Annotated in this window: 21 protein-coding genes; 8 read left to right on the top strand and 13 right to left on the bottom strand. The window is 69.7% G+C overall.

Going from position 1 to position 23,539, the window contains the following annotated elements; all coding sequences use genetic code 11:
• Window positions 1-205: 205 nt before the first annotated feature.
• Window positions 206-490: a late competence development ComFB family protein gene (locus tag KAK07_RS17490; RefSeq protein ID WP_210854264.1), complete on the top strand. Its 285-nt coding sequence runs from the start codon at window positions 206-208 to the stop codon at window positions 488-490.
• Window positions 491-508: 18 nt separating this feature from the next.
• Here the strand turns inward: KAK07_RS17490 and KAK07_RS17485 are convergent, their stop codons facing one another.
• The 5 genes from KAK07_RS17485 to KAK07_RS17465 form a co-directional block, all read right to left on the bottom strand.
• Window positions 509-1,666, bottom strand: coding sequence for an HD-GYP domain-containing protein (locus KAK07_RS17485; protein ID WP_210854265.1), 1,158 nt, complete (start codon window positions 1,664-1,666; stop codon window positions 509-511).
• 61 nt (window positions 1,667-1,727) lie between these two features.
• A complete protein-coding gene (gene nadB / locus KAK07_RS17480; protein WP_210854266.1) occupies window positions 1,728-3,386 on the bottom strand; it encodes an L-aspartate oxidase in 1,659 nt (552 codons plus the stop codon).
• 67 nt (window positions 3,387-3,453) lie between these two features.
• Complete coding sequence (gene clpB, locus KAK07_RS17475; RefSeq protein ID WP_210862118.1) at window positions 3,454-6,045, bottom strand: ATP-dependent chaperone ClpB; 2,592 nt, start codon at window positions 6,043-6,045, stop codon at window positions 3,454-3,456.
• Window positions 6,046-6,128: 83 nt separating this feature from the next.
• Window positions 6,129-6,611 (bottom strand): flavin reductase family protein, encoded by a 483-nt coding sequence (locus KAK07_RS17470; RefSeq protein ID WP_210854268.1) that lies wholly within the window; start codon window positions 6,609-6,611, stop codon window positions 6,129-6,131.
• Between the two features lie 171 nt (window positions 6,612-6,782).
• On the bottom strand, window positions 6,783-7,568 hold the full coding sequence (locus KAK07_RS17465) for a hypothetical protein (RefSeq protein WP_210854269.1): 786 nt from the start codon (window positions 7,566-7,568) through the stop codon (window positions 6,783-6,785).
• Window positions 7,569-7,697: 129 nt separating this feature from the next.
• Here KAK07_RS17465 and KAK07_RS17460 point away from each other — a divergent pair, with 129 nt between their 5' ends.
• A complete protein-coding gene (locus KAK07_RS17460; RefSeq protein ID WP_210862116.1) occupies window positions 7,698-10,199 on the top strand; it encodes an ATP-binding protein in 2,502 nt (833 codons plus the stop codon).
• Here KAK07_RS17460 and KAK07_RS17455 read toward each other — a convergent pair.
• Genes KAK07_RS17455 through KAK07_RS17420 form a run of 8 tightly spaced genes read right to left on the bottom strand, consistent with a single transcriptional unit; the run spans window position 10,191 to window position 17,115 of the window.
• A complete protein-coding gene (locus KAK07_RS17455) occupies window positions 10,191-10,580 on the bottom strand; it encodes a CrcB family protein (RefSeq protein ID WP_210862114.1) in 390 nt (129 codons plus the stop codon). The two genes, KAK07_RS17460 and KAK07_RS17455, sit on opposite strands and share 9 nt — an antisense overlap.
• Entirely contained in the window at window positions 10,577-11,053 is a 477-nt protein-coding gene (locus KAK07_RS17450; protein WP_210854272.1) for a molybdenum cofactor biosynthesis protein MoaE, read from the bottom strand. Before KAK07_RS17450 ends, KAK07_RS17455 begins: the two co-directional genes overlap by 4 nt.
• Before the next feature lie 2 nt (window positions 11,054-11,055).
• Window positions 11,056-11,307 carry a MoaD/ThiS family protein gene (locus KAK07_RS17445; protein ID WP_210854273.1) on the bottom strand — a complete coding sequence of 84 codons (252 nt, stop codon included), beginning with the start codon at window positions 11,305-11,307 and terminating at the stop codon, window positions 11,056-11,058.
• 8 nt (window positions 11,308-11,315) lie between these two features.
• Window positions 11,316-12,572: a molybdopterin molybdotransferase MoeA gene (locus tag KAK07_RS17440; protein WP_210854274.1), complete on the bottom strand. Its 1,257-nt coding sequence runs from the start codon at window positions 12,570-12,572 to the stop codon at window positions 11,316-11,318.
• Entirely contained in the window at window positions 12,565-13,098 is a 534-nt protein-coding gene (mobB, locus tag KAK07_RS17435; protein ID WP_210862112.1) for a molybdopterin-guanine dinucleotide biosynthesis protein B, read from the bottom strand. Before mobB ends, KAK07_RS17440 begins: the two co-directional genes overlap by 8 nt.
• A gap of 17 nt (window positions 13,099-13,115) precedes the next feature.
• Window positions 13,116-14,531, bottom strand: coding sequence for a threonine synthase (thrC, locus tag KAK07_RS17430; protein WP_210854276.1), 1,416 nt, complete (start codon window positions 14,529-14,531; stop codon window positions 13,116-13,118).
• Window positions 14,531-15,841 (bottom strand): homoserine dehydrogenase, encoded by a 1,311-nt coding sequence (locus tag KAK07_RS17425; RefSeq protein ID WP_210854277.1) that lies wholly within the window; start codon window positions 15,839-15,841, stop codon window positions 14,531-14,533. The genes thrC and KAK07_RS17425 overlap by 1 nt, the downstream gene beginning before the upstream one ends.
• 41 nt (window positions 15,842-15,882) lie before the next feature.
• The gene (locus KAK07_RS17420) at window positions 15,883-17,115 is read right to left on the bottom strand and encodes a pyridoxal phosphate-dependent aminotransferase (protein ID WP_210854278.1); all 1,233 of its coding nucleotides are present in this window, start codon (window positions 17,113-17,115) and stop codon (window positions 15,883-15,885) included.
• Window positions 17,116-17,252: 137 nt separating this feature from the next.
• Here KAK07_RS17420 and KAK07_RS17415 point away from each other — a divergent pair, with 137 nt between their 5' ends.
• The 6 genes from KAK07_RS17415 to KAK07_RS17390 all read left to right on the top strand — a co-directional run bounded on the left by KAK07_RS17415 (window position 17,253) and on the right by KAK07_RS17390 (window position 23,526).
• Entirely contained in the window at window positions 17,253-17,630 is a 378-nt protein-coding gene (locus tag KAK07_RS17415; RefSeq protein WP_210862110.1) for an Mth938-like domain-containing protein, read from the top strand.
• Window positions 17,631-17,724: 94 nt separating this feature from the next.
• Window positions 17,725-18,201 (top strand): peroxiredoxin, encoded by a 477-nt coding sequence (locus KAK07_RS17410; RefSeq protein WP_210854280.1) that lies wholly within the window; start codon window positions 17,725-17,727, stop codon window positions 18,199-18,201.
• Between the two features lie 142 nt (window positions 18,202-18,343).
• The gene (locus KAK07_RS17405) at window positions 18,344-19,993 is read left to right on the top strand and encodes a PhoH family protein (protein ID WP_210854281.1); all 1,650 of its coding nucleotides are present in this window, start codon (window positions 18,344-18,346) and stop codon (window positions 19,991-19,993) included.
• 121 nt (window positions 19,994-20,114) lie between these two features.
• Window positions 20,115-20,744: a C40 family peptidase gene (locus tag KAK07_RS17400; protein ID WP_210862108.1), complete on the top strand. Its 630-nt coding sequence runs from the start codon at window positions 20,115-20,117 to the stop codon at window positions 20,742-20,744.
• Window positions 20,745-20,812: 68 nt separating this feature from the next.
• Window positions 20,813-21,934, top strand: a complete 1,122-nt coding sequence (gene moaA, locus KAK07_RS17395; RefSeq protein WP_210862107.1) for a GTP 3',8-cyclase MoaA — start codon at window positions 20,813-20,815, stop codon at window positions 21,932-21,934.
• Between the two features lie 110 nt (window positions 21,935-22,044).
• Entirely contained in the window at window positions 22,045-23,526 is a 1,482-nt protein-coding gene (locus KAK07_RS17390) for an autotransporter outer membrane beta-barrel domain-containing protein (RefSeq protein ID WP_210862105.1), read from the top strand.
• The last annotated feature ends 13 nt before the right edge of the window (window positions 23,527-23,539 follow it).

The raw sequence follows: 23,539 nt of genomic DNA, 5'->3' as shown, positions 1-23,539 counted from the left end.
TGCCTGCCTGCCCAGCCCTTGGCGGCACGGTTGGCGTAGCGCGTTGGCCCACAGCGGCCTACGGCCGCTGTGGGCAGCAAGTCGCCCGTCACTTTGTGCGCTTTTCCGCGACTGGGTCCGGTTCTGTCGTCCTGGCGATGTCCGCATGGGCCGCGTGAGATGAAGTTCACGCTCGGAATCAGCGTACCGGCCCCACACTCCCGCCATGGACATCACCTCGATCCACAACTGGTACGAACGCGCCGTCTTCAATGAAGTCATGGCGCAGGCGCAGGCCTTTCCGCACCTGCTGGGCAATGACGATGTGCTGGCCGACGTGGCCTGCGTGGCGCTGAACCGGCTGCCGCCGCGCTACATCCGGCACGACGTCGACCTGGCCTTCTTCCAGACCGAGCGCGAGCGCAGCGACAGCGAGCGCGCGGTGGTCGAGTCGGTGGAGTTCGCGCTGGGTTTCGTGCAGGCGCGCAACGCGATGCGGGCGCGCAGCTGAGGCCGTGAACCGGCCGGGTCAGGCCGGAATCAGCCCGTAGACCCGCTCGGCAGGCACCCGGGGCAGGCCCTTGCGGTCCAGCACCGGGCCGGTGATCGCATAGGCGGCGTCCGCCGAATTGCGCGCCAGGGTGGCGGCCACCGGCTGGCCCTGGGTGTTGGTGATCGTGGCGACGAGCGGCGTCGTGGCATTCGGGCCGCGATGGGTGACCACCGCAATCTCACCGCTCTTCAGCTGCACCAGGTCGCCCGGAGGGTACAGGCCCAGCTGCTTGATGATGCCGGTGGCCATCGGACCGCCCTTCTCCTCCTGGAACAGCTGCTTCGCAGCCACCTGGATCGGCAACGCCTGGCGGATCGCCCGGGCGCTGATCTTGGCGGTGAACACATCGGCGGTGCGCAGCGCGTGGGCGAGCTCGCAGACCTGGGTCAGGCCGGCCGGGTAGCCGCCGCCGTCAGGCCGCTCGTGGTGCTCGCGCACCGCCTGAAGCCAGGCCTCGTCGGTGACACCCGCCCGCCGCAGCAGGGTCTCGGAGGCCAGCGGATGGGCCCGGATCAGCTCGCGCTGGCGGGTGGTGGGCGGATCGGTCTGCACGGCCATCTGGGCCTGCAGCTCCAGCGTCGAGACATTCATCGTCATGGCCGCGGCCACCAGCCGTCGCGCGGTGGGACCGTCCCAGCCCAGGTGGCGTGACAGCAGCAGGCCGACCACGGCCGTGTGCTGCGCATGCTGCAAGGCGTAGAGCGCAAAGCGCGGATCGGGCGGGCGCACCACCATGAACAGCGCCACATCGACATGCCGGTCCACCCGCTCGATCAGGCGCTCGGCCAGCCACAGCAGCGCGGCCTCCTGGCCGGGCTGGCCGGCCAGCACCTGACGCAGCAGGCCGTCAAGCTGCCAGATCATCTCCTCCCAGCGGTCGAACAGCGTCGGTACGCGCTGGGGCGCTGCCACGGCGGCCTGGTCCTGCTGGCGCTGGGCCCGCACGGCATCGGCCACGGCACGGTCGACCCAGGCGCCGCGGGCGATCAGCGCCTCGAGCTGGGCCTCGCTGACCACCACATGCCCTTCGGCCAGCAGCCGGCGCTCGTGGGGGTCGAGCACATGAAACGGCAAGGCCGTGCCGACCACCAGCAGGTCCAGCACCTCGCTCAGCGGCTGTCGGATCACGCTCATCCACGGTCCTCGGTCAGGCCATATCGCTGGCCCCGGCTGCGACCGGAGAGCGCCAACCCGGTCATCGGGTGCGGCGGCTGCGCGCCTCGCGGTACAGCACGGTCGGGAAGCTCATCGGCAGCGGTTGCGGAAAGTCCCGAATGTAGTGCAGTCCGCGGCTTTCGTGGCGCATCAGGGCCGAGCGCACGATCAGCTCGGCGCAGACCAGCAGGTTGCGCAGCTCCAGCAGGTCGCGGTTGACGCGGAAGTTGGCGTAGTACTCATCCACCTCCTCGCGCAGGTTGCGGATGCGGTGCTGGGCCCGCTCCAGCCGGCGCGTGGTGCGCACGATGCCCACGTAGTTCCACATCAGCAGGCGCAGCTCGTCCCAGTTGTGCGAGATCACCACCTGCTCGTCGGCGTTCTCGACCAGGCTCTCGTCCCAGGCCGGTACGTTGACGTGCTCGGCAAGCGGCGCCGCGTGGATGGCCTCGGCGCAGGTCTTGCCGATCACCACGCATTCCAGCAGCGAATTGCTGGCCAGGCGGTTGGCGCCGTGCAGGCCGGTGTAGGTGGCCTCGCCCACCGCGTAGAGCCCCGGCAGGTCGGTGCGGCCCTCGGTGTCGGTGACGATGCCGCCACAGCTGTAGTGGGCCGCGGGCACCACCGGAATGGGCTGGCGCGTGATGTCGATGCCCAGGCTCAGGCAGCGCGCATGGATGGTGGGGAAATGCTCGCGGACGAAGGCCTCGCCCTTCTCGGCGACGATCGGCGAGACGTCCAGCCAGACATGGTCCAGGCCATGCTTCTTCATCTCGAAGTCGATCGCCCGGGCGACGATGTCCCGCGGCGCCAGCTCGGCCCGTGGATCGTGGTCGGGCATGAAACGACCACCGCCGGCCGAGGCGGGCAGCTTGAGCTGGGCGCCTTCGCCGCGCAGCGCCTCGGTCAGCAGGAAGGTGCGGTCCTGCGGGTGGTACAGGCAGGTCGGGTGGAACTGGATGAACTCCATGTTCGCCACCCGGCAGCCGGCCCGCCAGGCCATGGCCACGCCGTCACCGGTGGCGGTGTCGGGGTTGCTGGTGTAGCGGTAGACCTTGCCCAGGCCGCCGGTGGCCAGCACCACGGCGCGGGCAGCCAGGGCGTCGACCCGGCCAGTGACGATGTCCAGCGCATAGACGCCATGCACCCGGCGCGCCCTGGGGTCGTCGAAGCGGCCCAGGTGGTGGTGGGTGATCAGGTCGACCGCCATCACCTGCTCGCGCAGGCTGACGCGCGGGTTGGCGCGGGCGGCCGCCAGCAGGGCGTCATGGATGGCCTTGCCGGTGGCGTCGGCCGCATGGGCGATGCGACGCACCGCGTGTCCGCCTTCGCGCGTCAGGTGCAGGCCCAGCGGGCCGTCGGGGTCGGACGAAAACGGCACGCCCTGCGCCACCAGCCATTCGATCGCCGCGGCGCTGTGTTCAGCGATGAAGCGGGCGGTGTTCTCGTCCACCAGACCGGCGCCAGCATCCTGGGTGTCATGGACATGGCTGGCAATGCTGTCGTCGCTGCCCAGCACGCCCACGATGCCGCCCTGCGCCCAGGGCGTGGCGCCCTCGCCCAGCGTGCGCTTGGCCAGCACCACCACGTTCTGGCCCTGCTGGGCCAGGTGCAGGGCCACCGTCAGACCGGCCAGGCCCGCGCCGATGATCACCACCGGCAGTGCTGCCCCCGGTGCCGCTTGTGCTTTGTGCTTCATGCATGCGGCCGCCCGTGCAAGGCGGCCCAGTGAGGTCAGGCTCCATTCTAGGAGCCTGCCGCCGGGCTCAATGCACGGTGCGTCCGAAGCTGAACTGGTCGCCGTCCACCATCACCGGGATGGTGTCCTTCGGACCGAAACGGCCTTCCAGGATCAGCCGCGCCACCGGGTTCTCGATGCGCTGCTGGATCGCGCGCTTGAGCGGCCGGGCACCGAACACCGGGTCGAAGCCGACCTTGGCGATCTCGGCCAGCGCCTCGGGCGAGACGTCCAGCGCCATGTCCATCTTGGCCAGCCGCGCCTCCAGCACCTTGAGCTGGATGCGGGCGATCGACTCGATGTGGGCCCGGTCGAGGGCGTGAAAGACCACGGTCTCGTCGATGCGGTTGAGAAATTCGGGACGGAAGTGCTGCTTGACCTCGCCCCAGACCGCCTCGCGGATGTCCTCGACCGGCTGGCCGGCCATCGACATGATCAGGTGGCTGCCCAGGTTGCTGGTCATCACGATCACGGTGTTCTTGAAGTCCACGGTGCGGCCCTGGCCGTCGGTCAGGCGGCCATCGTCGAGCACCTGCAGCAGCACGTTGAAGACGTCCGGGTGGGCCTTCTCCACCTCGTCGAGCAGCACCACGCTGTAGGGCTTTCGGCGCACCGCCTCGGTGAGATAGCCGCCCTCGTCGTAGCCCACATAGCCCGGCGGCGCACCGATCAGGCGGCTGACCGTGTGCTTCTCCATGAACTCGCTCATGTCGATGCGGATCATGTGGTCTTCGCTGTCGAACAGGAAGCCCGCCAGCGCCTTGCACAGCTCGGTCTTGCCCACGCCGGTGGGGCCCAGGAACAGGAAGCTGCCCAGCGGCCGGTTGGGGTCGGACAGGCCGGCCCGGCTGCGGCGGATCGCGTCGCTGACCGCGACGATGGCCTCGTCCTGGCCCACCACGCGCTCGTGCAGCTTGCCTTCCATCTGCAGCAGCTTGTCGCGCTCGCCCTGCATCAGCTTGCTGACCGGGATGCCGGTGGAGCGACTGACCACCTCGGCGATCTCCTCGGCGCCCACCATGGTGCGCAGCAGCTGCGGCCCCTGGCCGCCGGCCCTCTTGCCGGCCTCCTTGGCCTGGGCTTCCTTCAGGCGCTTGTCCAGCTCGGGCAGCTTGCCGTACTGCAGCTCGGCCACCTTGTCGAAGTTGCCCTTGCGCTTGAGCTCCTCGATCTGGAACTTGATGCGGTCGATCTCTTCCTTGACCTGGGCGCTGCCCTGGGCCTGGGCCTTCTCGGCCTTCCAGATCTCGTCCAGATCGGCGTACTCGCGCTCGAGCTTGGTGATCTCTTCCTCGATCAGGCCCAGGCGCTTCTGCGAGGCCTCATCGGTTTCCTTGCGCACCGCCTCGCGCTCGATCTTCAGCTGGATCAGGCGGCGGTCGAGCTTGTCCATCGCCTCGGGCTTGGAGTCGATCTCGATCTTGATCTTGGCCGCGGCCTCGTCGATCAGGTCGATCGCCTTGTCGGGCAGGAAGCGGTCGGTGATGTAGCGGTGGCTCAGCTCCGCCGCGGCCACGATCGCCGGGTCGGTGATCTCCACGCCGTGGTGCACCTCGTACTTTTCCTGCAGGCCGCGCAGGATGGCGATGGTCGCCTCGACCGTGGGCTCGTCGACCAGCACCTTCTGGAAGCGGCGCTCCAGCGCGGCGTCCTTCTCGACGTACTTGCGGTATTCGTCCAGCGTGGTGGCGCCGATGCAGTGCAGCTCGCCCCGCGCCAGCGCCGGCTTGAGCATGTTGCCGGCGTCCAGCGCGCCTTCGGCCTTGCCGGCGCCCACCATGGTGTGCAACTCGTCGATGAACAGGATGATGCGGCCCTCATCCTGGGCCACTTCCTTGAGCACCGCCTTCAGGCGCTCTTCAAATTCGCCGCGGAACTTGGCGCCGGCCAGCAGGCCGGCCATGTCCAGCACCAGCACGCGCTTGTCCTTCAGGGTGTCAGGCACCTCGCCGGCCACGATGCGCTGGGCCAGGCCCTCGACGATCGCCGTCTTGCCCACGCCGGGCTCGCCGATCAGCACCGGGTTGTTCTTGCTGCGGCGCTGCAGCACCTGGATGGCGCGGCGGATCTCGTCGTCGCGGCCGATCACCGGGTCCAGCTTGCCGATGCGGGCGCGCTCGGTCAGGTCCAGTGTGTACTTCTTCAGGGCTTCGCGCTGGCCCTCGGCCTCGGCCGAGTCCACCGTCTGGCCGCCACGCACCGCGCTGATCGCCGCTTCCAGCGCCTTGCGCGTCAGGCCGTGGCCGCGGACCACGCCGCCGATGTCGTTCTTGGCCTCGGACAGGGCCAGCAGGAACATCTCGCTGGCGATGAAGGCATCGCCGCGCTGCATCGCCTCCTTGTCGGCCTGCTGCAGCAGCTGCACCAGGTCACGCCCGGCCTGGGTCTGCCCACCACCCTGGACGCTGGGCAGACCGCCCATCGCCACCTCCATGGCCTGCTTCAGCGCGGCGGTGTTGGCGCCGGCGCGGTCGAGCAGGGCCTTGGGGCCGTCGGGCTGGGCCAGCATCGCGGCCAGCACATGGCTGGGTTCGATGTACGGGTTGTCGCGGGCAACCGCCAGGCTCTGGGCTTCGGCCAGGGCTTGCTGGAACGCGGTGGTGAGCTTGTCGAGACGCATGGAAATAACCTCCGATTGCGCATGGACATGAGGCGATGCGGCGCCTTTTCAAGAGCAGCGGCCCGCAGCCCCCTTGCGTCAGCTCACAGCGTACGCCCCAGCGGGTGGTAGTGGCCGCCCTGGAACACCAGAGGCGGCAGCGGTGCCTCGGCCAGCGCCAGCACGCGGCCGACGAACAACACGTGGTCGCCCAGGCTCAGTTCGCGCTCGGTGGCGCATTCCAGCGTGGCACAGCAGCCCGCCAGCACCGGCGCGCCGCCGTGGCCCTTGCGCCAGTCGCCCTCGGCGAAGCGGTCGTGGACCGGGCTGGCAAAGCGGCGCGACAGCTCGATCTGGGCCTCGGCCAGCACGTTGACGGCAAAGTGGCTGGCCTGACGGAAGGCCGGCAGCGCCGGACTGGCGGTGCGCAATGCCCACATCACCAACGGCGGCTCCAGCGAGAGCGCACCGAAGGAATTGACCGTCAGGCCGACGGGTTGACCATCGGCGGCCCGGCAGGTGGTGATCGTCACACCGGTGGCGTAGCGCCCCAGCGCGCCCCGCAGGGCCTTGGCATCGAAAGACATCAGGCCGCCATGGTAGGGCATGCGCCCTGCCCTGGCGGCCCGGCGGGGCTCAGGAACAACAGCGCAGCGCCAACTGCAGCACCCCGCAGGCCAGTCCAACGCCGGCCAGCAAGGGCACCAGCGCGAACGGGCGGGTCCAGCGCCAGTCCGGACGCAGCCGGCGGCGCGGCCTCAGCGCGGGCGCATCCATCCGCCCACCCCACGGCCCGCAAAGGTATGGATCCAGGCCACCGAGCCATCGGCCGACGGGTAGGCCATCAGGTAGCCATCGACCCCTTCGTTCACCGTCAGCACGGCCGCCTGGTCGGGCACCGTCGGTGTGCAGGGGCTCAGCGAGCGGTCCTGCGCCACCGCACCGGCAGCGGTGCTGTAGGCGGTCCAGGTCTGCATCGAGGGCACCCGGGTGTCGAACCGCCACTGCGCCAGGCCCATGGCCGCCACGCCATCGGCCTCGGCGCCGTAGCGGCCGATGTAGGCCTTGCCCGGCAGCAGGTCGCAGGCGCCCTGGGGCAGTGTGTCCCAGAGGGCGGCGGGGCGTGCCTCGCCATTCATGGCGGTGTTCGGCAGCTGGGCGAGCAGCTGGACAGCGCCGCGCTCGCGCACCGCCAGCATCGCCAGGCCGTTGGACAGGTTCAGCTGCTGCGCCAGGCCGGACAGCTGGCGTGTGGACAGGCAACTGAAGCTGCCCTGCTCCTGACCCTGGGAGACCGGGTCGCCGCCGTTGTTCATCAGCGTGAAGCTGCCGGCGGCGCCGGTCGCATCGAACACCAGGCGGCCGAGGATGGACTTGCCGACGTCCGACAGGCCATCGGCGCTGCGCACCTGGCCCTGCAGCAGGAACACGTAGCGCTGGTTGGCAAAGGCCTTGCAGCCGCCGGCCTGGGCCGCCGGTGCCGAGGCGATCAGCAGGGCCGCCGTTGCCAGGGCGGTACGAAAACGGGGGCTGGTGTGTCGCATCTGTCCTCCAAACAGGGGTCCGGTGGGGTGGATGGATTGACGATCACCGGACTGCCTTTGCATGCTCGGTCCCCAGGACCTGCCGGTCTATTCGCTACCGCCCATAACGCCTGAAAAGTCCTGAATTCGATGTCGACCCCGCCGGTGCTGCGCTTTTCAGGCTTCGAGTGGCATGGCGCCGAGCAGCGACTGACCCGGGACGGGCAGACGCTGGACCTGGGCAGCCGGGCCTTTGAGCTGTTGGGGCTGCTGGCGCGACAGACGGGCCAGGTGGTCAGCAAGGAAACCGCCTTCGAGCATGTCTGGCCAGGCCGGGTGGTCGAGGAGAACAACCTGCAGGTCCAGGTGTCCGCGTTGCGCCGCCTGCTGGGCCGCGATGCGATCGCCACGGTCCCCGGCCGAGGCTACCGCTTCACCTGGCCGGTGACCCAGGTCGCAGCAACGGCGCTGCCGCAGCCCCCGTCCCCTGCCGAACCCACCGCTGGCGCCCCGGTCCCGCCGCCGCTGTTCGGCCGTGATGACGACCTCAGCCAGCTGCATGCCGCGCTGGGCCGCCACCGCCTGGTCACCCTGGTCGGCGAGGGCGGCATCGGCAAGACCCGCCTGGCGCTGGCCCTGCTGGAGCAGGCGCGCACCCGCGGCCGCGTGGCCTGGGTGGACCTGAGCGGCCTGGCCGATGCGAGCGGCCTGCCCGGTGCGGTGGCGGCGGGGCTGGCGCTGCGCCTGCCCGCCGGCACCCCGGCCGATGAGGCCCTGCTGACCGAATGGCCGGCCGGACCGCTGCTGCTGGTGCTGGACAACTGCGAACATCTGGCGGCCGCGGTCGGTGCGCTGCTGGTGCGCCTCCTGGCCGGCGCGCCGGCGCTGCGCGTGCTGGCCACCAGCCAGGTCCGCCTGAACCTGGCGGCCGAGCACCTGCACCGGCTGGCACCGCTGGCCTGCCCGCAGGCCCGTGGCCTGGCGGCGGCCGAGCGCTCGCCCGCGGTGCAACTGCTGGTGCAACGGGTGCGCGAGCACCAGGGCACGTTTGTGCTGGAGGCCGCGAACGCCGACGCGCTGGGGGCCTTGTGCCGGCAGCTTGATGGGCTGGCGCTGGCGATCGAGCTGGCCGCCTCCCAGGTGGCGCGGCTGGGCCTGCCGGCGGTCTGTCAGCGTCTGGGCCAGCGCCTGCGCCTGCTGACGGGCGGCCCGCTGGACCGTCCGGCGCGCCACCGCACGCTGAGCGCCACGCTGGACTGGAGCCATGGTCTGCTGGGCGAGACCGAACGCTGCGTGTTCCGCCGCCTGGCGGTGTTCCAGGGGGGCTTCGATCTGCCCGCCTGCCTGGCCGTGGTGAGCGATGCATCGATCGACGACTGGAGCACCACCGAGGCCCTGGCCGCCCTGGTCGACCACTGCCTGGTGGCCCTGGCCCCCGGGGCAGGCAGCGACGGTGGCCCGCGCTACCGGCTGCTGGAGTCCACCCGCGCCTACGCCGCATCGCTGTGCGCGGCCGCTGACGAGCGCATCGCCGTGGGCCAGCGCCATGCGCAGTGGATGCACGGCCGCTTCGAGCAGGCCTTCGAGGAGCTGGGCACGCGCAGCGACACCGGCTGGCGCGAGGCCTTCGGGCCGGACCTGGACAACCTGCGCGCGGCGCTGCAGTTCTGCCTGGTCGAGCGCCAGGCGCCGGACCTGGGCATTGGCCTGGCGGGCTGGAGCGCCGACCTCTGGCCGCTGCTGTCGCTGCTTGACGAGGGCCGGCAATGGCTGGCGCTGGCCCAGGGCCAGCTGACGCCGCAGACAGCGCCGCGCGCCGCTGCCGCGCTGTGGGACGGCACCGGCTACCTGTGGCAGGACGCCGACCCGCGCCGCGCACTGGAGGCGCGCCTGCAGGCCGAGGCGCTGTGGCGCCAGGCCGGTGACCGGCGCTGGGTGCGATCGGTGCTGGGGCAGGCCTGGAACCGCCTGTACCTGGACCAGTTGGCCCCCTCCGAACAGGCGCTGTCCGACACGGCGCTGGCGGTGGAAGCCAGCGTGCACCTGAAGGCCCTGCACCGCACCACGCTGGGCGCGCTGCGCCAGCGACAGGACCGCCATGCCGAGGCGCTGGTGGCCTACGAAGAGGCCCTGGCCCTGCGGCGGCGCCAGGGCGACGCCCGCCGGGTGCTGATCATGCTGCTGAACCTGGGGGATCTGGCCTGCTCCAGCGGCGACACCGAGGCCGCGGTGCGCTGGGGCCGCGAGGCCGAGGCCGAGGCGTTGCGCCAGGACGACCCGGCGCTGCTGGGCGTGATCCTGGGCAACCTGTGCACCGCCCTGCTCTTCCTGGGCCGCACCGACGAGGCCGAGGACTGCGCCCGCCGCGCCGCGCCGCTGCTGCGCCACAGCGACGGCCTGATCTATTTTGTCGACAGCCTGGCCTGGCTCACCGCCCAGCGCGGCCGACTGCCGCAGGCCGCCCACCTGCTGGGCTGCGCGGATGCCGGACTGGCCGCGCGCGGCGTGGTGCGCCAGCCGGCCGAGCAGCGGGTGGTGGACGCCCTGCTGGCCGCGCTGTCCGCGCACGCCGAGCCCGCGGCCATCACCGCGTGGCGGCAGGCCGGTGCGGCCTGGACCGATGTCGACGTGCTGGCCTGCGCCCTACCCTAGCAGCCAGCGCGCCAGCGCCCAGCCGGCCGCCGCCGCGGCCAGCGCTCCCAGCACATGCACCAGCGAGTGCACCAGTGCCAGCATCCACTGGCCCTTGACCAGCAGGGTCAGCGACTCGGCCGAGAAGGCCGAGAAGGTGGTCAGGCCGCCCAGCAGGCCGGTCACCAGGCCCAGGCGCAGCAGTTCGTTCGGGTGGCGCCCGTACCAGACGATGGATGCCCCGATCAGCAGACCGCCCACCAGGTTCACCGCCAGCGTGCCGGCGGCGATCGGCCAGCCCAGCGGCGCCAGCGCCAGCGTGGTCAACCAGCGCAGCACCGAGCCCAGCGCGCCGCCCAGGCCGATGGCCAGCGCGGTCGTCAGCGGGGCGGTGCTGTTCATCCCGCGTTGCGGGCCTGGATGCCCCAGCGCGCCAGCGCGGCGTCGTCGGCCACGCGGGCGTCCACCCAGCGCGCGCCCTCGGGCGTGGTCTCCTTCTTCCAGAACGGGGCCTGGGTCTTCAGGTAGTCCATCAGGAACTCGCAGGCCTGGAAGCTCTCGCCGCGGTGGGCCGAGCTGACGGCCACCAGCACGATCTGATCGCCCACGTTCAGCGGGCCGACACGGTGGATCACGCGCGCGGCGCGGATGTCGAAGCGGCGGTGCGCCTCGTCGATCATCGCCTCGATCGCGGCCTCGGTCATGCCGGGATAGTGCTCCAGCTCCATCGCGCTGACGGCGCTGCCGTCGCTGCGGTCGCGCACCGTGCCGATGAAGCTGCACACCGCGCCCACGCCACCATCCCCGGCGCGCAGGGCAGCCACCTCGGCGCCCAGGTCGAAATCGGCGGTCTGGATGCTCACGCGCTGGGCCATGCTCAACCTCCGGTCACCGGGGGGAAGAAGGCCAGCTCGTCACCGGCCTTCAGCGCGGCGCCTTCGTCGCACAGCGCCTGGTTCAGCGCGGCGCGCACGGCGCGGCCACGGGCCAGCGCGGCGGCGAAAGGCTCGCCACGGGCGATCAGCGCGTCGCGGGCCTGGGCCACGCTGGCGCCTTCGGGCAGTTCCAGGCTGGCCTCGGGGCCCAGGGCCTCGCGCAGCGAGGCGAAAAAACGCAGTCGAATCAGCATGGTGGTGATCATGCCCCGATCAGCGTGGCCAGCGGCAGGAAGCGCACCACGTCGCCAGGGGCGATGGCCTGTCCGGCCGGGTTGTCGATCAGGCCGTCGGCCCAGACCGCGGAGGTCATCACGCCGGAGCTCTGGTTCGGGAACAGCTCCAGCTCGCCTGCGGGGGTGAGGCGGGCGCGCATGAACTCGCGGCGCTGGCGGTCGGGGCGCGGCCAGGCAAAGGCCGCGCGCAGCGGCAGCGCCACCGGCAGCGCGCCCGAGCCCCCCTGCAGCACCCGCAGCACCGGCGCCACCGCCAGCAAGAAGGTGATGAAGCTGGACACCGGGTTGCCCGGCAGCCCCATCAGCAGCGCCTCGCCGCCATCGGGACGGGCGATGGCGCCAAAGGCCAGCGGCTTGCCGGGCTTGGCGGCCATCTGCCACAGCTCGATGCGCCCCTCGGCGCGGGCCGCCGGGCGCAGATGGTCTTCCTCGCCGACCGACACGCCACCGCTGGTCAGGATCAGGTCATTGCCCAGGGCCGCCTGGCGCAGTGCGGCGCGGGTGGCCTCCAGCGTGTCGGGCACGATGCCCAGGTCGCTGACCGCACAGCCGGCCGCTTCCAGCAGCCCGCGCAGCGTGTGGCGGTTGGAGTTGTAGATCGCGCCGGGCGGCAGCGGCTGGCCCGGCAGCACGAGTTCATCGCCGGTGGAAAACAGCGCCACACGCGGCCGACGCACCACTGCCACCTCGGCCAGGCCCACGGTGGCCAGCATGCCCAGATGGGCCGGCCCCAGGCGCTGGCCGGCGTGCAGCACCGCTTGACCGACGCGCACGTCCTCGCCGCGCTGGCGGATCCATTGGCCGGCCTGCGGCACGGTGTTGACGCGGACCTGGCCGCCGTCCAGCGCCTCGCACTGCTCCTGCATCACGATGCAGTCGGCACCCGCCGGCACTTGGGCGCCGGTGAAGATGCGCGCCGCGGTGCCCGCTTGCAGCGGCTGGCCCGGGTGGCCGGCCGGAATGCGCTGGCTGACCGGCAGCACCGTGCCGGCCGCCGGCACGTCGGCGGCGCGCAGGGCGTAGCCGTCCATCGAGGCGTTGTCGGCCGGCGGGACGTCCAGCGTGGACACGATGTCCTGCGCCAGCACGCGGCCCAGCGCCTCGGCGCTGGACAGGGTCTCGGTCTCGGTGAGGCGCCGGTCGGCGGCCGAGGCCACGAGGCGGGCCAGCACCTCGTCGAGCGTCATCAGCGGCGAGCGGGTCGGGGGTTGAGTGTCAGCCATGGTGGCCCTGGGTGTACTGGTAGCGCTCGCCACTGGCCAGCAGGTGGTCCAGCAGCGCCTCGGGGGCGTCCAGCCGGAAGACCGGCAGGCCGGTGGGCTCGGGCAGCGCGGCCGGGTCGTCGGTGGCGATGCCCACGATGAAGGGGTCGTTCGGATACATCGCCGGTCGCCCCAGCTCGGCGCGCCAGACCTCGATCTTGGGCAGATCGCCGTGCTTGAAGCCTTCCACCAGCGCCCAGTCACAGGGGGCCAGTTCGGCCAGCAGGGCGTGCGGCTCGATCTCCACCGGCTGCGGAAACTCGCGGATCAGCGCCATGCGCCGCGCATTGGCCACCACCACCTCCAGCGCGCCAGCCTGGCGGTGGCGCCAGCTGTCCTTGCCCGGGTGGTCGATGTCGAAGCTGTCCTTGTGGGCGTGCTTTACCACCGAGACGCGCTGACCGGCGGCCTTCAGGCCAGCGATCAGCTGCTCGATCAGCGTGGTCTTGCCGCTGCCCGAATAGCCGGCCAGGCCGATGACCTTCATGGCCGAGTGCTCCGGGCTCAGTCGGCGCAGTGCGCCTGGATGAAGGCCTTCACCGCAGCGGTGTCGGGCTTCATCACGGTGAAGCGCTTGGGCAGCGCCTCGATGCCGTCCAGGCCGGCCGGGCGGCCGGGCTCGCGGCCCACCGCCTCGCGGATGGTCTCGGCGAACTTGGCCGGCAGCGCGGTCTCCAGCACGATCATCGGCACGCCGGGCTCGACATGCTCGGCGGCCACCTTCACGCCGTCAGCGGTGTGGGTGTCGATCAGGTCCCCGAAGCGCTCATCCGTGCGACGGATCGTGGCCAGCCGGTCGGCATGGGTGCTCTTGCCCGACTGGAATCCGTAGCCGGCGATGGCCGAGAACTCGGCCGGGCTGACGGTGAAGGCACCCTCGCGGGCGATGGCATCCCCGAACAGCGCTTTGGTGCGCGCGCCGTCGCGGCCGACCAGGTCGAAGACGAAACGCTCGAAGTTGGACGCCTTGGAGATGTCCATCGACGGGCTGGAGGTCTCGTGCGTCTCGGCGCTGCCCCGCACGCGGTAGGTGCCGGTGCGGAAGAACTCGTCGAGCACGTCGTTCTCGTTGGTGGCCACTACCAGGTGCTTGATCGGCAGCCCCATCATGCGGGCCACATGGCCGGCACAGACATTGCCGAAGTTGCCCGAGGGCACGGTGAAGCTCACCACCTCGTCGTTGTGCTTCGTGGCCTGGAAGTAGCCGGCAAAGTAATACACCACCTGGGCCAGCAGGCGCGCCCAGTTGATCGAGTTGACGGTGCCGATCTTGTACTGGCGCTTGAAGGCCAGGTCGTTGGACACGTCCTTGACGATGTCCTGCGCATCGTCGAACACGCCTTCGACCGCGATGTTGTGGATGTTGGCATCCTGCAGGCTGAACATCTGGGCCTGCTGGAAGGCGCTCATGCGGCCGTGCGGGCTCAGCATGAAGACGCGCACACCGTGCTTGCCGCGCATCGCGTACTCGGCCGCGCTGCCGGTGTCGCCGCTGGTGGCGCCCAGGATGTTGAGCTGCTCGCCGCGCCGGCCCAGCTCGTACTCGAACAGGTTGCCAAGCAGCTGCATCGCCATGTCCTTGAAGGCCAGCGTGGGGCCGTTGGACAGCGCTTCGATCAGCAGGCCGGAGTCGCCCAGGCGGCGCACCGGCACGATGGCCTCGGTGCCGAAGACCGCCGGGGTGTAGGTCTTGGCGACCAGCGCCTTCAGGTCGGCGGCAGGGATGTCGTCGATGTAGAGCGACAGGATCTCGAAGGCCAGCTCGGCATAGGCCAGGCCGCGCCAGCGCGCCAGCGTGGCGGCGTCGACTGTCGGGTAGGCCACCGGCAGGTACAGGCCGCCATCGGGGGCCAGGCCCTCCAGCAGGATCTCGCAGAACGAGCGCTCGGTCTGGTCACCGCGGGTGCTGATGTAGCGCATCAGGCCAGCTCCTCCTTGCGCAGGCTGACGATGGGCGCCAGCACGCTGGACAGCGCCTGCATCGCGGCCAGTGCGGTGCGCATGCGGCCTTCCACCGTTTCGTGCGTCAGGATGATCAGGTCGGTCTGCTTTTCACCTTCAGCCGATTCGCGCTGCAGCACGGCGTCGATCGAGATGTCGTTCTCGGCCAGGATGGTGGTGATGCGCGAGAGCACGCCGGCCTCGTCGGCCACGCGCAGGCGCAGGTAGAACGCGGTCTGGACCTGCGCGATCGGCAGGATCGGCGTGTCGGCCAGCGCATCGGGCTGGAAGGCCAGGTGCGGCACGCGGTGGTCGGGGTCGGCGGTGGCCAGGCGGGTGATGTCCACCAGGTCGGCCACCACGGCCGAGGCGGTGGGCTCGGCACCGGCGCCCTTGCCGTAGTACAGCGTGGTGCCCACGGCATCGCCCTGCACCACCACCGCGTTCATCGCGCCCTCGACGTTGGCGATCAGGCGCTTGGCCGGGATCAGCGTGGGGTGCACGCGCAGCTCGATGCCGCCCTCGCGCCGCTTGGTGATGCCCAGCAGCTTGATGCGGTAGCCCAGCTGCTCGGCGTAGCGGATGTCGGTGGCCGAGAGATGGGTGATGCCCTCGACATGGGCCTTGTCGAACTGCACCGGGATGCCGAAGGCCAGCGCGCTCATCAGCGTGGCCTTGTGGGCGGCGTCGACGCCCTCGATGTCGAAGGTCGGGTCGGCCTCGGCATAGCCCAGGCGCTGGGCTTCCTTGAGCACGACATCGAAGTCCAGCCCCTTGTCGCGCATCTCCGACAGGATGAAATTGGTGGTGCCGTTGATGATGCCGGCGATCCACTCGATGCGGTTGGCGGTCAGACCCTCGCGCAACGCCTTGATGATCGGGATGCCGCCGGCCACCGCGGCCTCGAAGGCCACGGTCACGCCTTTGGCGCGCGCGGCGGCGAAGATCTCGCTGCCATGCACCGCCAGCAGCGCCTTGTTGGCGGTGACGACGTGCTTGCCGGCGGCAATGGCTTCCAGCACCAGCGCCTTGGCGATGCCGTAGCCGCCGATCAGCTCGACGACGATGTCGATCTCGGGGTTGGCGATCACCTGGCGGGCGTCGGCCACCACCTGCACGCCGTCACCGACGATGCCCCGGGCACGTTCAACGTCGAGGTCGGCCACCATGGTGATCTCGATGCCGCGGCCCGCCCGGCGCAGGATCTCCTGCTGGTTGCGTTGCAGCACCTTGAAGGTGCCGGAGCCGACGGTGCCGATGCCCAGAAGGCCGACCTGGATGGGTTTCATTCGATGTCTCTCGGTGGGATCGCGGTGAGCGGAAGAACGGTTCAGACGGCGTGGCGCTTGCGGTAGCCGTCGAGGAAGCGGGCAATGCGGCCGATGGCCTCGGTGAGGTCGTCGGCGTTGGGCAGGAAGACCAGGCGGAAGTGGTCGGGGCTGGGCCAGTTGAAGCCGGTGCCCTGGACGATCAGCACCTTCTCGTCGGCGAGCAGCTCGTAGGCGAACTGCTGGTCGTCCTCGATCGGGTACATCTTCGGGTCCAGGCGCGGGAACATGTACAGCGCCGCCTGCGGCTTGACGACGCTGACACCGGGAATCTGCGTCAGCAGCTCATAGGCCAGGTCGCGCTGCTTGCACAGGCGGCCGCCCGGCGCCACCAGGTCCTTGATGCTCTGGTAGCCGCCCAGCGCGGTCTGGATCGCCATCTGGCCGGGCGTGTTGGCGCACAGGCGCATCGAGGCGAGCATGTTCAGGCCCTCGATGTAGTCCTTGGCGCGCTTCTTGTTGCCCGAGACCACCATCCAGCCGGCCCGGTAGCCACAGGAGCGGTAGTTCTTGGACAGGCCGTTGAAGGTCAGGAACAGCACATCATCGGCCAGCGAGGCGATGCTGGTGTGGGTGACGCCGTCGTAGAGCGTCTTGTCGTAGATCTCGTCGGCGAAGACGATCAGCTGGTGCTCGCGCGCGATGTCGACGATGCCCTGCAGGATCGCGTCCGGGTAGAGCGCGCCGGTCGGGTTGTTCGGGTTGATGACGATGATCGCCTTGGTCTGCGGCGTCACCTTCTTGCGGATGTCATCCAGGTCAGGCAGCCAGCCGCTGCCCTCGTCGCAGTGGTAGTGCACCGGCGTGCCGCCGGAGAGCGACACCACCGCGGTGTAGAGCGGGTAGTCGGGCGAGGGGATCAGCACCTCGTCATGCTCGTCGAGCAGGGCGTTCATGCTCATCGAGATCAGCTCGGACGCGCCATTGCCCAGGTAGACGTCATCCACCGTGACCCCGGCAATCTTCTTCTCCTGGCAGTAGTGCACCACCGCCTTACGGGGTGCGAATAGGCCCTTGCTGTCGGTGTAGCCGGCCGCCACCTGCGAGGACAGGTTGCGGATCATGTCCTGCACGATCTCGTCGGGCGGCATCAGGCCGAAGGCGGCGACGTTGCCGATGTTCAGCTTGATGATCTTGTGGCCCTCTTCCTCCATCTGCCGGGCCTTGTCGAGCACCGGGCCGCGTATGTCGTAGCCGACGTTGGCCAGCTTGCTGGACTTGGCGATGCTCTTCAAACCGGGGCTCCTCAGCAGGGGGACGTGCACCGCTTTGATGCACTGCAAAAACCTATAATTTAACCATAGGGGGCCAGCCGATCGGCGTCGCGCGCCGCCGCCGCCCGGCCCCCAACGCGATTGCACGGGATCCACCGATGAAATTCCAGCCCGATGCCCTGGACGGCGTCAACGTGATCGCCCGCCTTGAGCCGGGCCGCATCTGGGTGCACCAGACCCCGTTCCAGAGCAGCCTGCTGGTGCCCTGGCGGGGCGAGGTCGAGGCCTGGCCGGCGCAGGCGCCGGGCGAACTGACGGCCGAGCATTTCGAGCGCCTGCTGGCCTGGTCGCCGGAGCTGGTGGTGTTCGGCAGCGGCGAGCGCCAGCGCTTCGTGCACCCGTCGCTGTACTCGGCGCTGATCGAGCGCCGCATCGGCATCGAGACCATGGACACCGCCGCCGCCGCACGCACCTTCAATGTGCTGGTCACCGAGGGCCGCCGCGTGCTGGGTGCCTTCCTGCTGCCACCGGCCTGAGGCCGCGGCCCCGCCCGTCGGAAAAGGGGGGCCCATCCCCTTATAATCACTGGCTAAGCCTCGCCGGGGCGCTCAGCAAGAAGACAAAATCCTCATGACGCCAGCCCTCAACAAAGCCCTTCCCGAGATCGAAGCCCAGGCCACGGGCGGTGTCAAGTTCACCGGCCACGCGTTCCTGGGCCAGACGGTGGTGCTGTATTTCTACCCCAAGGACAACACGCCCGGCTGCACCACGGAAGCCATGCAGTTCCGCGACCAGCACAAGGACTTCGTCAAGGCGGGTGCGGTGGTGTTCGGCGTGTCGCGCGACAACATGGCCTCGCACGAGAAGTTCAAGCAGACGTTGGAGCTGCCCTTCGAGCTGATCGCCGACACCGAGGAAAAGCTCTGCCACATGTTCGGTGTGGTCAAGAACAAGATCATGTACGGCAAGAAGGTCAAGGGCATCGAGCGCTCGACCTTCCTGATCGATGCCCAGGGCGTGCTGCGCGCCGAGTGGCGGGGCATCAAGGTGGCCGGCCATGTGGACGAAGTCCTGAAGGCCGTGAAGGAACTCAAGAAGGCCGCCTGAGGCCCGCACGGGCGGCTGCGGCCGCATGTGTATGATGGGGCCATGCCCGAGACGCTCGCGCTGATCGTCCCCCGATCGCTCCCCAAGAAGCCGCCCGGTTGTCCGCGCGGCTTTTTTGTTGCCTGAACCGCTGTCGCCGTCCATGCCCCTGCCCAAGCCCCCCGTCACCCGAGCCACCATCCTTCCCCCCAGCGAATACGAGGCCCAGGCAGCGCCGAAGACGGCCCGCAGCGCCGCCCGCCCCGCGCCCGATCCCCAGGACGACCGCCCGGTCGCGCCGCTTGAACTCAAGCGTGACGCCGCCCCGCTGCCCGCCGCCACGGCGCCGGTGCGTGCGGCCAAGGCCCCCGCCGCCGCCAAGCCCGCGCCGGCGCCCAAGCGCCGCGCGGCGCCCAAGCGCAGCGGCCCGGCCAAGCTGTTCGTGCTCGACACCAACGTGCTGATGCACGACCCGATGTCGATCTTCCGCTTCGACGAGCACGACATCTACCTGCCGATGATCACGCTGGAGGAACTCGACGGCCACAAGAAGGGCATGTCCGAGGTCTCGCGCAACGTGCGCCAGGTCAGCCGTGAGCTCGACGCGCTGGCCGCCGACGGCAACCTGGCGCCCACCGATGGCATCGCGCTGGCCAAGACCGGCCACCGCGAGGCCCTGGGCCGCCTGTATTTCCAGACCACGCTGCTGGATGCCAAGCTGCCCGCCGGCCTGCCCCAGGGCAAGGCCGACAACCAGATCCTGGGCGTGGTGCAGTCGCTGCGCGAGCAGCACCCCGGCCGCGAGGTGGTGCTGGTGTCCAAGGACATCAACATGCGCATCAAGGCGCGGGCGATGGGCCTGGCCGCCGAGGACTACTTCAACGACAAGGCGCTCGACGACGGCGACCTGCTCTACACCGGCGTGCTGCAGCTGCCCCCCGACTTCTGGGACAAGCACGGCAAGACCATGGAGAGCTGGCAGCAAGGTGGCCACACCTTCTACCGCATCAGCGGCCCGCTGGTGCCGGCGCTGATGGTCAACCAGTTCGTCTACCTGGAGCAGCCGGGTGAGGCGCCACTCTACGCCCGGGTCACCGAACTCAGTGGCAAGACCGCGGTGCTCAAGACCCTGCGCGACTACACCCACGCCAAGAACGCCGCCTGGGGCGTGACCGCACGCAACCGCGAGCAGAACTTCGCGCTCAACCTGCTGATGGACCCGGAGTGCGACTTCATCACCCTCACCGGCACCGCCGGCACCGGCAAGACGCTGATGACGCTGGCCGCCGGCCTGTCGCAGGTGCTCGATGAGCGCCGCTACACCGAGATCATCGTCACCCGCGTGACCGTGCCGGTGGGCGAGGACATCGGCTTCCTGCCCGGCAACGAGGAAGAGAAGATGGGTCCCTGGATGGGCGCGCTCGATGACAATCTCGAGGTGCTGGCCAAGACCGACGCCACCGCTGGCGAATGGGGCCGCGCCGCCACCAACGACCTGGTGCGCAGCAAGATCAAGATCAAGAGCATGAACTTCATGCGCGGGCGCACCTTCCTGAACAAGTTCGTGCTGATCGACGAGGCGCAGAACCTGACGCCCAAGCAGATGAAGACCCTGATCACCCGGGCCGGCCCGGGCACCAAGATCGTCTGCCTGGGCAACCTGGCGCAGATCGACACGCCCTATCTGACCGAGGGCTCCTCGGGCCTGACCTTTGCGGTCGACCGTTTCAAGGGCTGGCCGCATGCCGGCCATGTGACGCTGGCGCGCGGCGAACGCTCGCGCCTGGCCGACTACGCCTCCGAAGTGCTCTGAACGGGGCGGGATCAGGGGCATCCCTGATCTCCTCAACCCGAAGAAATCGCGGCAAGTTCTTGTCTCGCTTGAGTTTTCAGCCTTGACACATGCCTGACGCCTGCCTATGCTGCGCGCCGTGATGGATGTGACGCCCCGCGCGACCGGCCGAGCCCGGCGCCTGTTTACCGCGACAGCCCTGGGGCTGGCCCTGCTCACTGGCGGGACCGCCACCTGGGCCAACCCCGACAGCGCAGCACCCAAAGGTGGCGACGCCGTGATGCGCCTGCTCGAGGAAAAGGGCGTGGTGCCGGCGGCGGCGGTGCCCAGCAGCGCACCCACGCTGCTGTCCCAGGTGCGCGACAAGGCGTCTGACCTGGTGCTCACCGCGATGAACTTCATCGGTGTGCGCTACCGCCGTGGCGGTGGCACCGAGGACCAGGGCTTCGACTGCTCCGGCTTCACCCGCTACGTGTTCGAGAACAGCGTGGGCCTGGTGCTGCCGCGCCGTGCGGCCGAGCAGGCAGCGTCGCCTGGCCTGGTGTCGATTCCGATGGAAGACCTCAAGCCGGGCGACCTGGTGTTCTTCAACACCATGCGCCGGGCCTTCTCCCATGTGGGCATCTATGTGGGTGATGGCAAGTTCATCCACTCGCCGCGCACCGGGGAGCAGGTCCGGGTCGAAGACATGCGCATCGCCTACTGGTCGCAGCGCTTCAACGGCGCGCGCCGCGCGCCGCAGACCACCGAGCCGCTGCGCACCCCGCAGTGAGCTTGTCCCTGGCCGGGCCGGGCCTGCTCAGGCGCGGGTCGGCCAACTGCCGTTAGCATGCGCAGGCCATGGGTGAGAAAGTCATTGCCTTGTCGGACCTGCGTGCGCTGGCCGACATCCCCGAAATCCCTGCCGACGCGCCCGCGCCGGACGGGCTGTTGTCCGACGCCCTGGGCCGGCCGCTGCGCGACCTGCGCATCTCGGTCACCGACCGGTGCAACTTCCGCTGTAGCTACTGCATGCCCAAGGAAGTCTTCGACCGGGATTACCGTTTCCTGCCCCAGTCCTCGCTGCTGAGCTTCGAGGAGATCACCCGGCTGGCCTCGGTGTTCGCGCTGCATGGTGTGACCAAGCTGCGCCTGACCGGCGGCGAGCCGCTGATGCGCAAGCACCTGGATGAATTGGTGCGCCTGCTGGCCGAACTGCGCACGCCCGCGGGCGACCCACTGGAGCTGACGCTGACCACCAACGGTTCGCTGCTGGCCCGCCATGCGCCGGCCCTGCGCGCCGCCGGCCTGACGCGCATCACCGTGAGCCTGGACGCGCTGGACGACGCCATCTTCCAGCGCATGAATGACGTCGGCTTCCCCGTGGGTGACGTGCTGGCCGGCATCGACGCCGCCCTGGCCGCCGGCTTCGGCCCGATCAAGGTCAACATGGTGGTCAAGCGCGGCACCAACGAGCACGAGATCGTGCCCTTGGCCCGCCACATGCGCGACCACTATGGCCCGCAGGTGGTGCTGCGCTTCATCGAGTACATGGACGTCGGGGCGACCAATGGCTGGCGCATGGACGAGGTGCTGCCCAGCGACGCGGTGCGCGCGCTGCTGGCCCAGGCCTGGCCGCTGGTGCCGTTGCCGGCGCGCAGCCCGGGCGAGACGGCCCAGCGCTTCGCCTACGCCGACGGCCGCGGTGAGGTGGGCTTCATCTCCAGCGTGACCCAGGCCTTTTGCGGCGAATGCAACCGGGCGCGGCTGTCCACCGAAGGCAAATTGTTCACCTGCCTGTTCGCCAGCCGTGGCCATGACCTGCGCGCGCTGCTGCGCAACGGCGCCACCGATGTCCAGCTGGCCGCCGCCGTGTCGCGCCTGTGGGGTCGGCGCGAGGACCGCTACTCCGAGTTGCGGTCCGCATCGGCACCGTCCGATGCGCCGCGCCAACGCATCGAGATGCACTACATCGGCGGATGAGGTCACTCCAGCGACTATGACCTAGGGGGGCAGGGGTTCCTGCGGGTGGCTTGGCGACTGGTTACGCGAGTAACATGCGGTAACAGTCGATTCTTCACCCGGAGGAGCCCATGAGCAGCACCCAGGACGTCTATCTGTACAAGTGGTGGTCCACCGCCGACCAGTCGGTGACCATCGACGGCGATATCCGCAATGTGACGATGGGTCGTGGCAACGACAGCGTCACGATCACCGGCAGCGCCGCCTGCATCAACACCTGTGAGGGTGATGATCGCATCCAGGTGGGCGGCAACGTGCAGTCGATCACCGACCTCTTCGGCAGCACCACGGTCAGCGTGGGCGGCAGCGTGGGCAGCATCACGCTGGGGGGCGGCAACGACGTGATCGACGTGGTGGGCGCCGTCAGCTGCCTGAACACCGGCTGCGGTGACGACCAGGTCCGCATCGGCGGCGACCTGGGCACGGCCTCACTGGGATGGGGCGACAACAGCCTGCAGGTGGGCGGCAACGCCGGCCATGTCTATACCGGCGGCGACGACGACACGGTCAGCATCAACGGCAACCTGTGCTTTGCCGACCTCTGCTGGGGCAACAACACCCTGGACGTGGGCGGCAACGTGGGCGCGATGGTCTCGGGCTGCGGCGATGACCGCGTCACGATCGACGGCCAGCTCGGCACGGCCTGCCTGGGCGACGGCAGCAACCACATCACCGTGGGTGGCGACGCCTGCAACATCAACTCGGGCTGCGGCAACGACCGCTATGTCGTGTTCGGCGACCTGGGCGTGGGCTGCGCCAGCAATGGCAACAACTGCATCAATGTGGGCGGCAATGCCGGCACGGTGCTGGCCGGCTGGGGCAATGACGGGCTGAACGTGGTCGAGAACCTGTGCGTGGCCAACCTGGGCGACGGCGCCAACATCGTCAAGATCGGCGGCAACGCCGAGCACCTGTACGTCGGCTGTGGCGACGATCTGCTCTCGGTCCAGGGCAGCGTCGGCGACATGCTGCTGGGCAACGGCCTGAACCAGCTCTACGTGGGCGACAACGTCAACTGCGCCGTCACCGGCGGCTGCGGCACTGACCGGGTGTTCGTCGACGGCAACGCCAACATTGCCAACCTGGGCTGGGGCAATGACCAGCTGCACGTAGGTGGTGCCCTGGGATCGGCCTGGCTGGGCGACGGCAATGACCGCGCCTGGGTCGGCGGCACGCTCAGCTGCGTGCTCGACACCGGCTGCGGCGACGACGCGGCCAGCGTCGCGCGCAACCAGGGCGGCATCCAGATGGGACTGGGCAACGACTCCCTGACGGTGGGCAGCTTCTCGAACTGCAGCTGGGTCGATGGCTGCTGGGGCAACGACACGCTGACCCTGGTCGGCCCGGCCTCGCAGTACCAGATCACGGGCTGGAACCCGAGCTGCGTGGCCACCATCACCGACCTGTCGACCGGCGCGAAGATGACCGCCTACGGCTTCGAGTCGATCCAGTTCACCGGCTCGCAGCAGGCGGACGCCTTCGACCTCAGCTTCCTCGAGACCATCAGCAAGCACGCCTGCTTCGAGGTCTTCAATCCGCCGCCGGTGCCCTGAGCCCGCGCCCCCA

Origin of the sequence: Ideonella alba (assembly GCF_018069875.1) — a bacterium.
Taxonomy (GTDB): Bacteria; Pseudomonadota; Gammaproteobacteria; order Burkholderiales; family Burkholderiaceae_C; genus Ideonella; species Ideonella alba.
This window is presented reverse-complemented; position numbering and strand designations above follow the sequence as displayed.

Coding starts and splice junctions, on each gene's coding strand:
- KAK07_RS17490 (WP_210854264.1), top strand. CDS start 206: ATGGACATCACCTCGATCCACAACTGGTACGAACGCGCCGTCTTCAAT.
- KAK07_RS17485 (WP_210854265.1), bottom strand. CDS start 1,666: ATGAGCGTGATCCGACAGCCGCTGAGCGAGGTGCTGGACCTGCTGGTG.
- nadB (WP_210854266.1), bottom strand. CDS start 3,386: ATGAAGCACAAAGCACAAGCGGCACCGGGGGCAGCACTGCCGGTGGTG.
- clpB (WP_210862118.1), bottom strand. CDS start 6,045: ATGCGTCTCGACAAGCTCACCACCGCGTTCCAGCAAGCCCTGGCCGAA.
- KAK07_RS17470 (WP_210854268.1), bottom strand. CDS start 6,611: ATGTCTTTCGATGCCAAGGCCCTGCGGGGCGCGCTGGGGCGCTACGCC.
- KAK07_RS17465 (WP_210854269.1), bottom strand. CDS start 7,568: ATGCGACACACCAGCCCCCGTTTTCGTACCGCCCTGGCAACGGCGGCC.
- KAK07_RS17460 (WP_210862116.1), top strand. CDS start 7,698: ATGTCGACCCCGCCGGTGCTGCGCTTTTCAGGCTTCGAGTGGCATGGC.
- KAK07_RS17455 (WP_210862114.1), bottom strand. CDS start 10,580: ATGAACAGCACCGCCCCGCTGACGACCGCGCTGGCCATCGGCCTGGGC.
- KAK07_RS17450 (WP_210854272.1), bottom strand. CDS start 11,053: ATGGCCCAGCGCGTGAGCATCCAGACCGCCGATTTCGACCTGGGCGCC.
- KAK07_RS17445 (WP_210854273.1), bottom strand. CDS start 11,307: ATGCTGATTCGACTGCGTTTTTTCGCCTCGCTGCGCGAGGCCCTGGGC.
- KAK07_RS17440 (WP_210854274.1), bottom strand. CDS start 12,572: ATGGCTGACACTCAACCCCCGACCCGCTCGCCGCTGATGACGCTCGAC.
- mobB (WP_210862112.1), bottom strand. CDS start 13,098: ATGAAGGTCATCGGCCTGGCCGGCTATTCGGGCAGCGGCAAGACCACG.
- thrC (WP_210854276.1), bottom strand. CDS start 14,531: ATGCGCTACATCAGCACCCGCGGTGACCAGACCGAGCGCTCGTTCTGC.
- KAK07_RS17425 (WP_210854277.1), bottom strand. CDS start 15,841: ATGAAACCCATCCAGGTCGGCCTTCTGGGCATCGGCACCGTCGGCTCC.
- KAK07_RS17415 (WP_210862110.1), top strand. CDS start 17,253: ATGAAATTCCAGCCCGATGCCCTGGACGGCGTCAACGTGATCGCCCGC.
- KAK07_RS17410 (WP_210854280.1), top strand. CDS start 17,725: ATGACGCCAGCCCTCAACAAAGCCCTTCCCGAGATCGAAGCCCAGGCC.
- KAK07_RS17405 (WP_210854281.1), top strand. CDS start 18,344: ATGCCCCTGCCCAAGCCCCCCGTCACCCGAGCCACCATCCTTCCCCCC.
- KAK07_RS17400 (WP_210862108.1), top strand. CDS start 20,115: ATGGATGTGACGCCCCGCGCGACCGGCCGAGCCCGGCGCCTGTTTACC.
- moaA (WP_210862107.1), top strand. CDS start 20,813: ATGGGTGAGAAAGTCATTGCCTTGTCGGACCTGCGTGCGCTGGCCGAC.
- KAK07_RS17390 (WP_210862105.1), top strand. CDS start 22,045: ATGAGCAGCACCCAGGACGTCTATCTGTACAAGTGGTGGTCCACCGCC.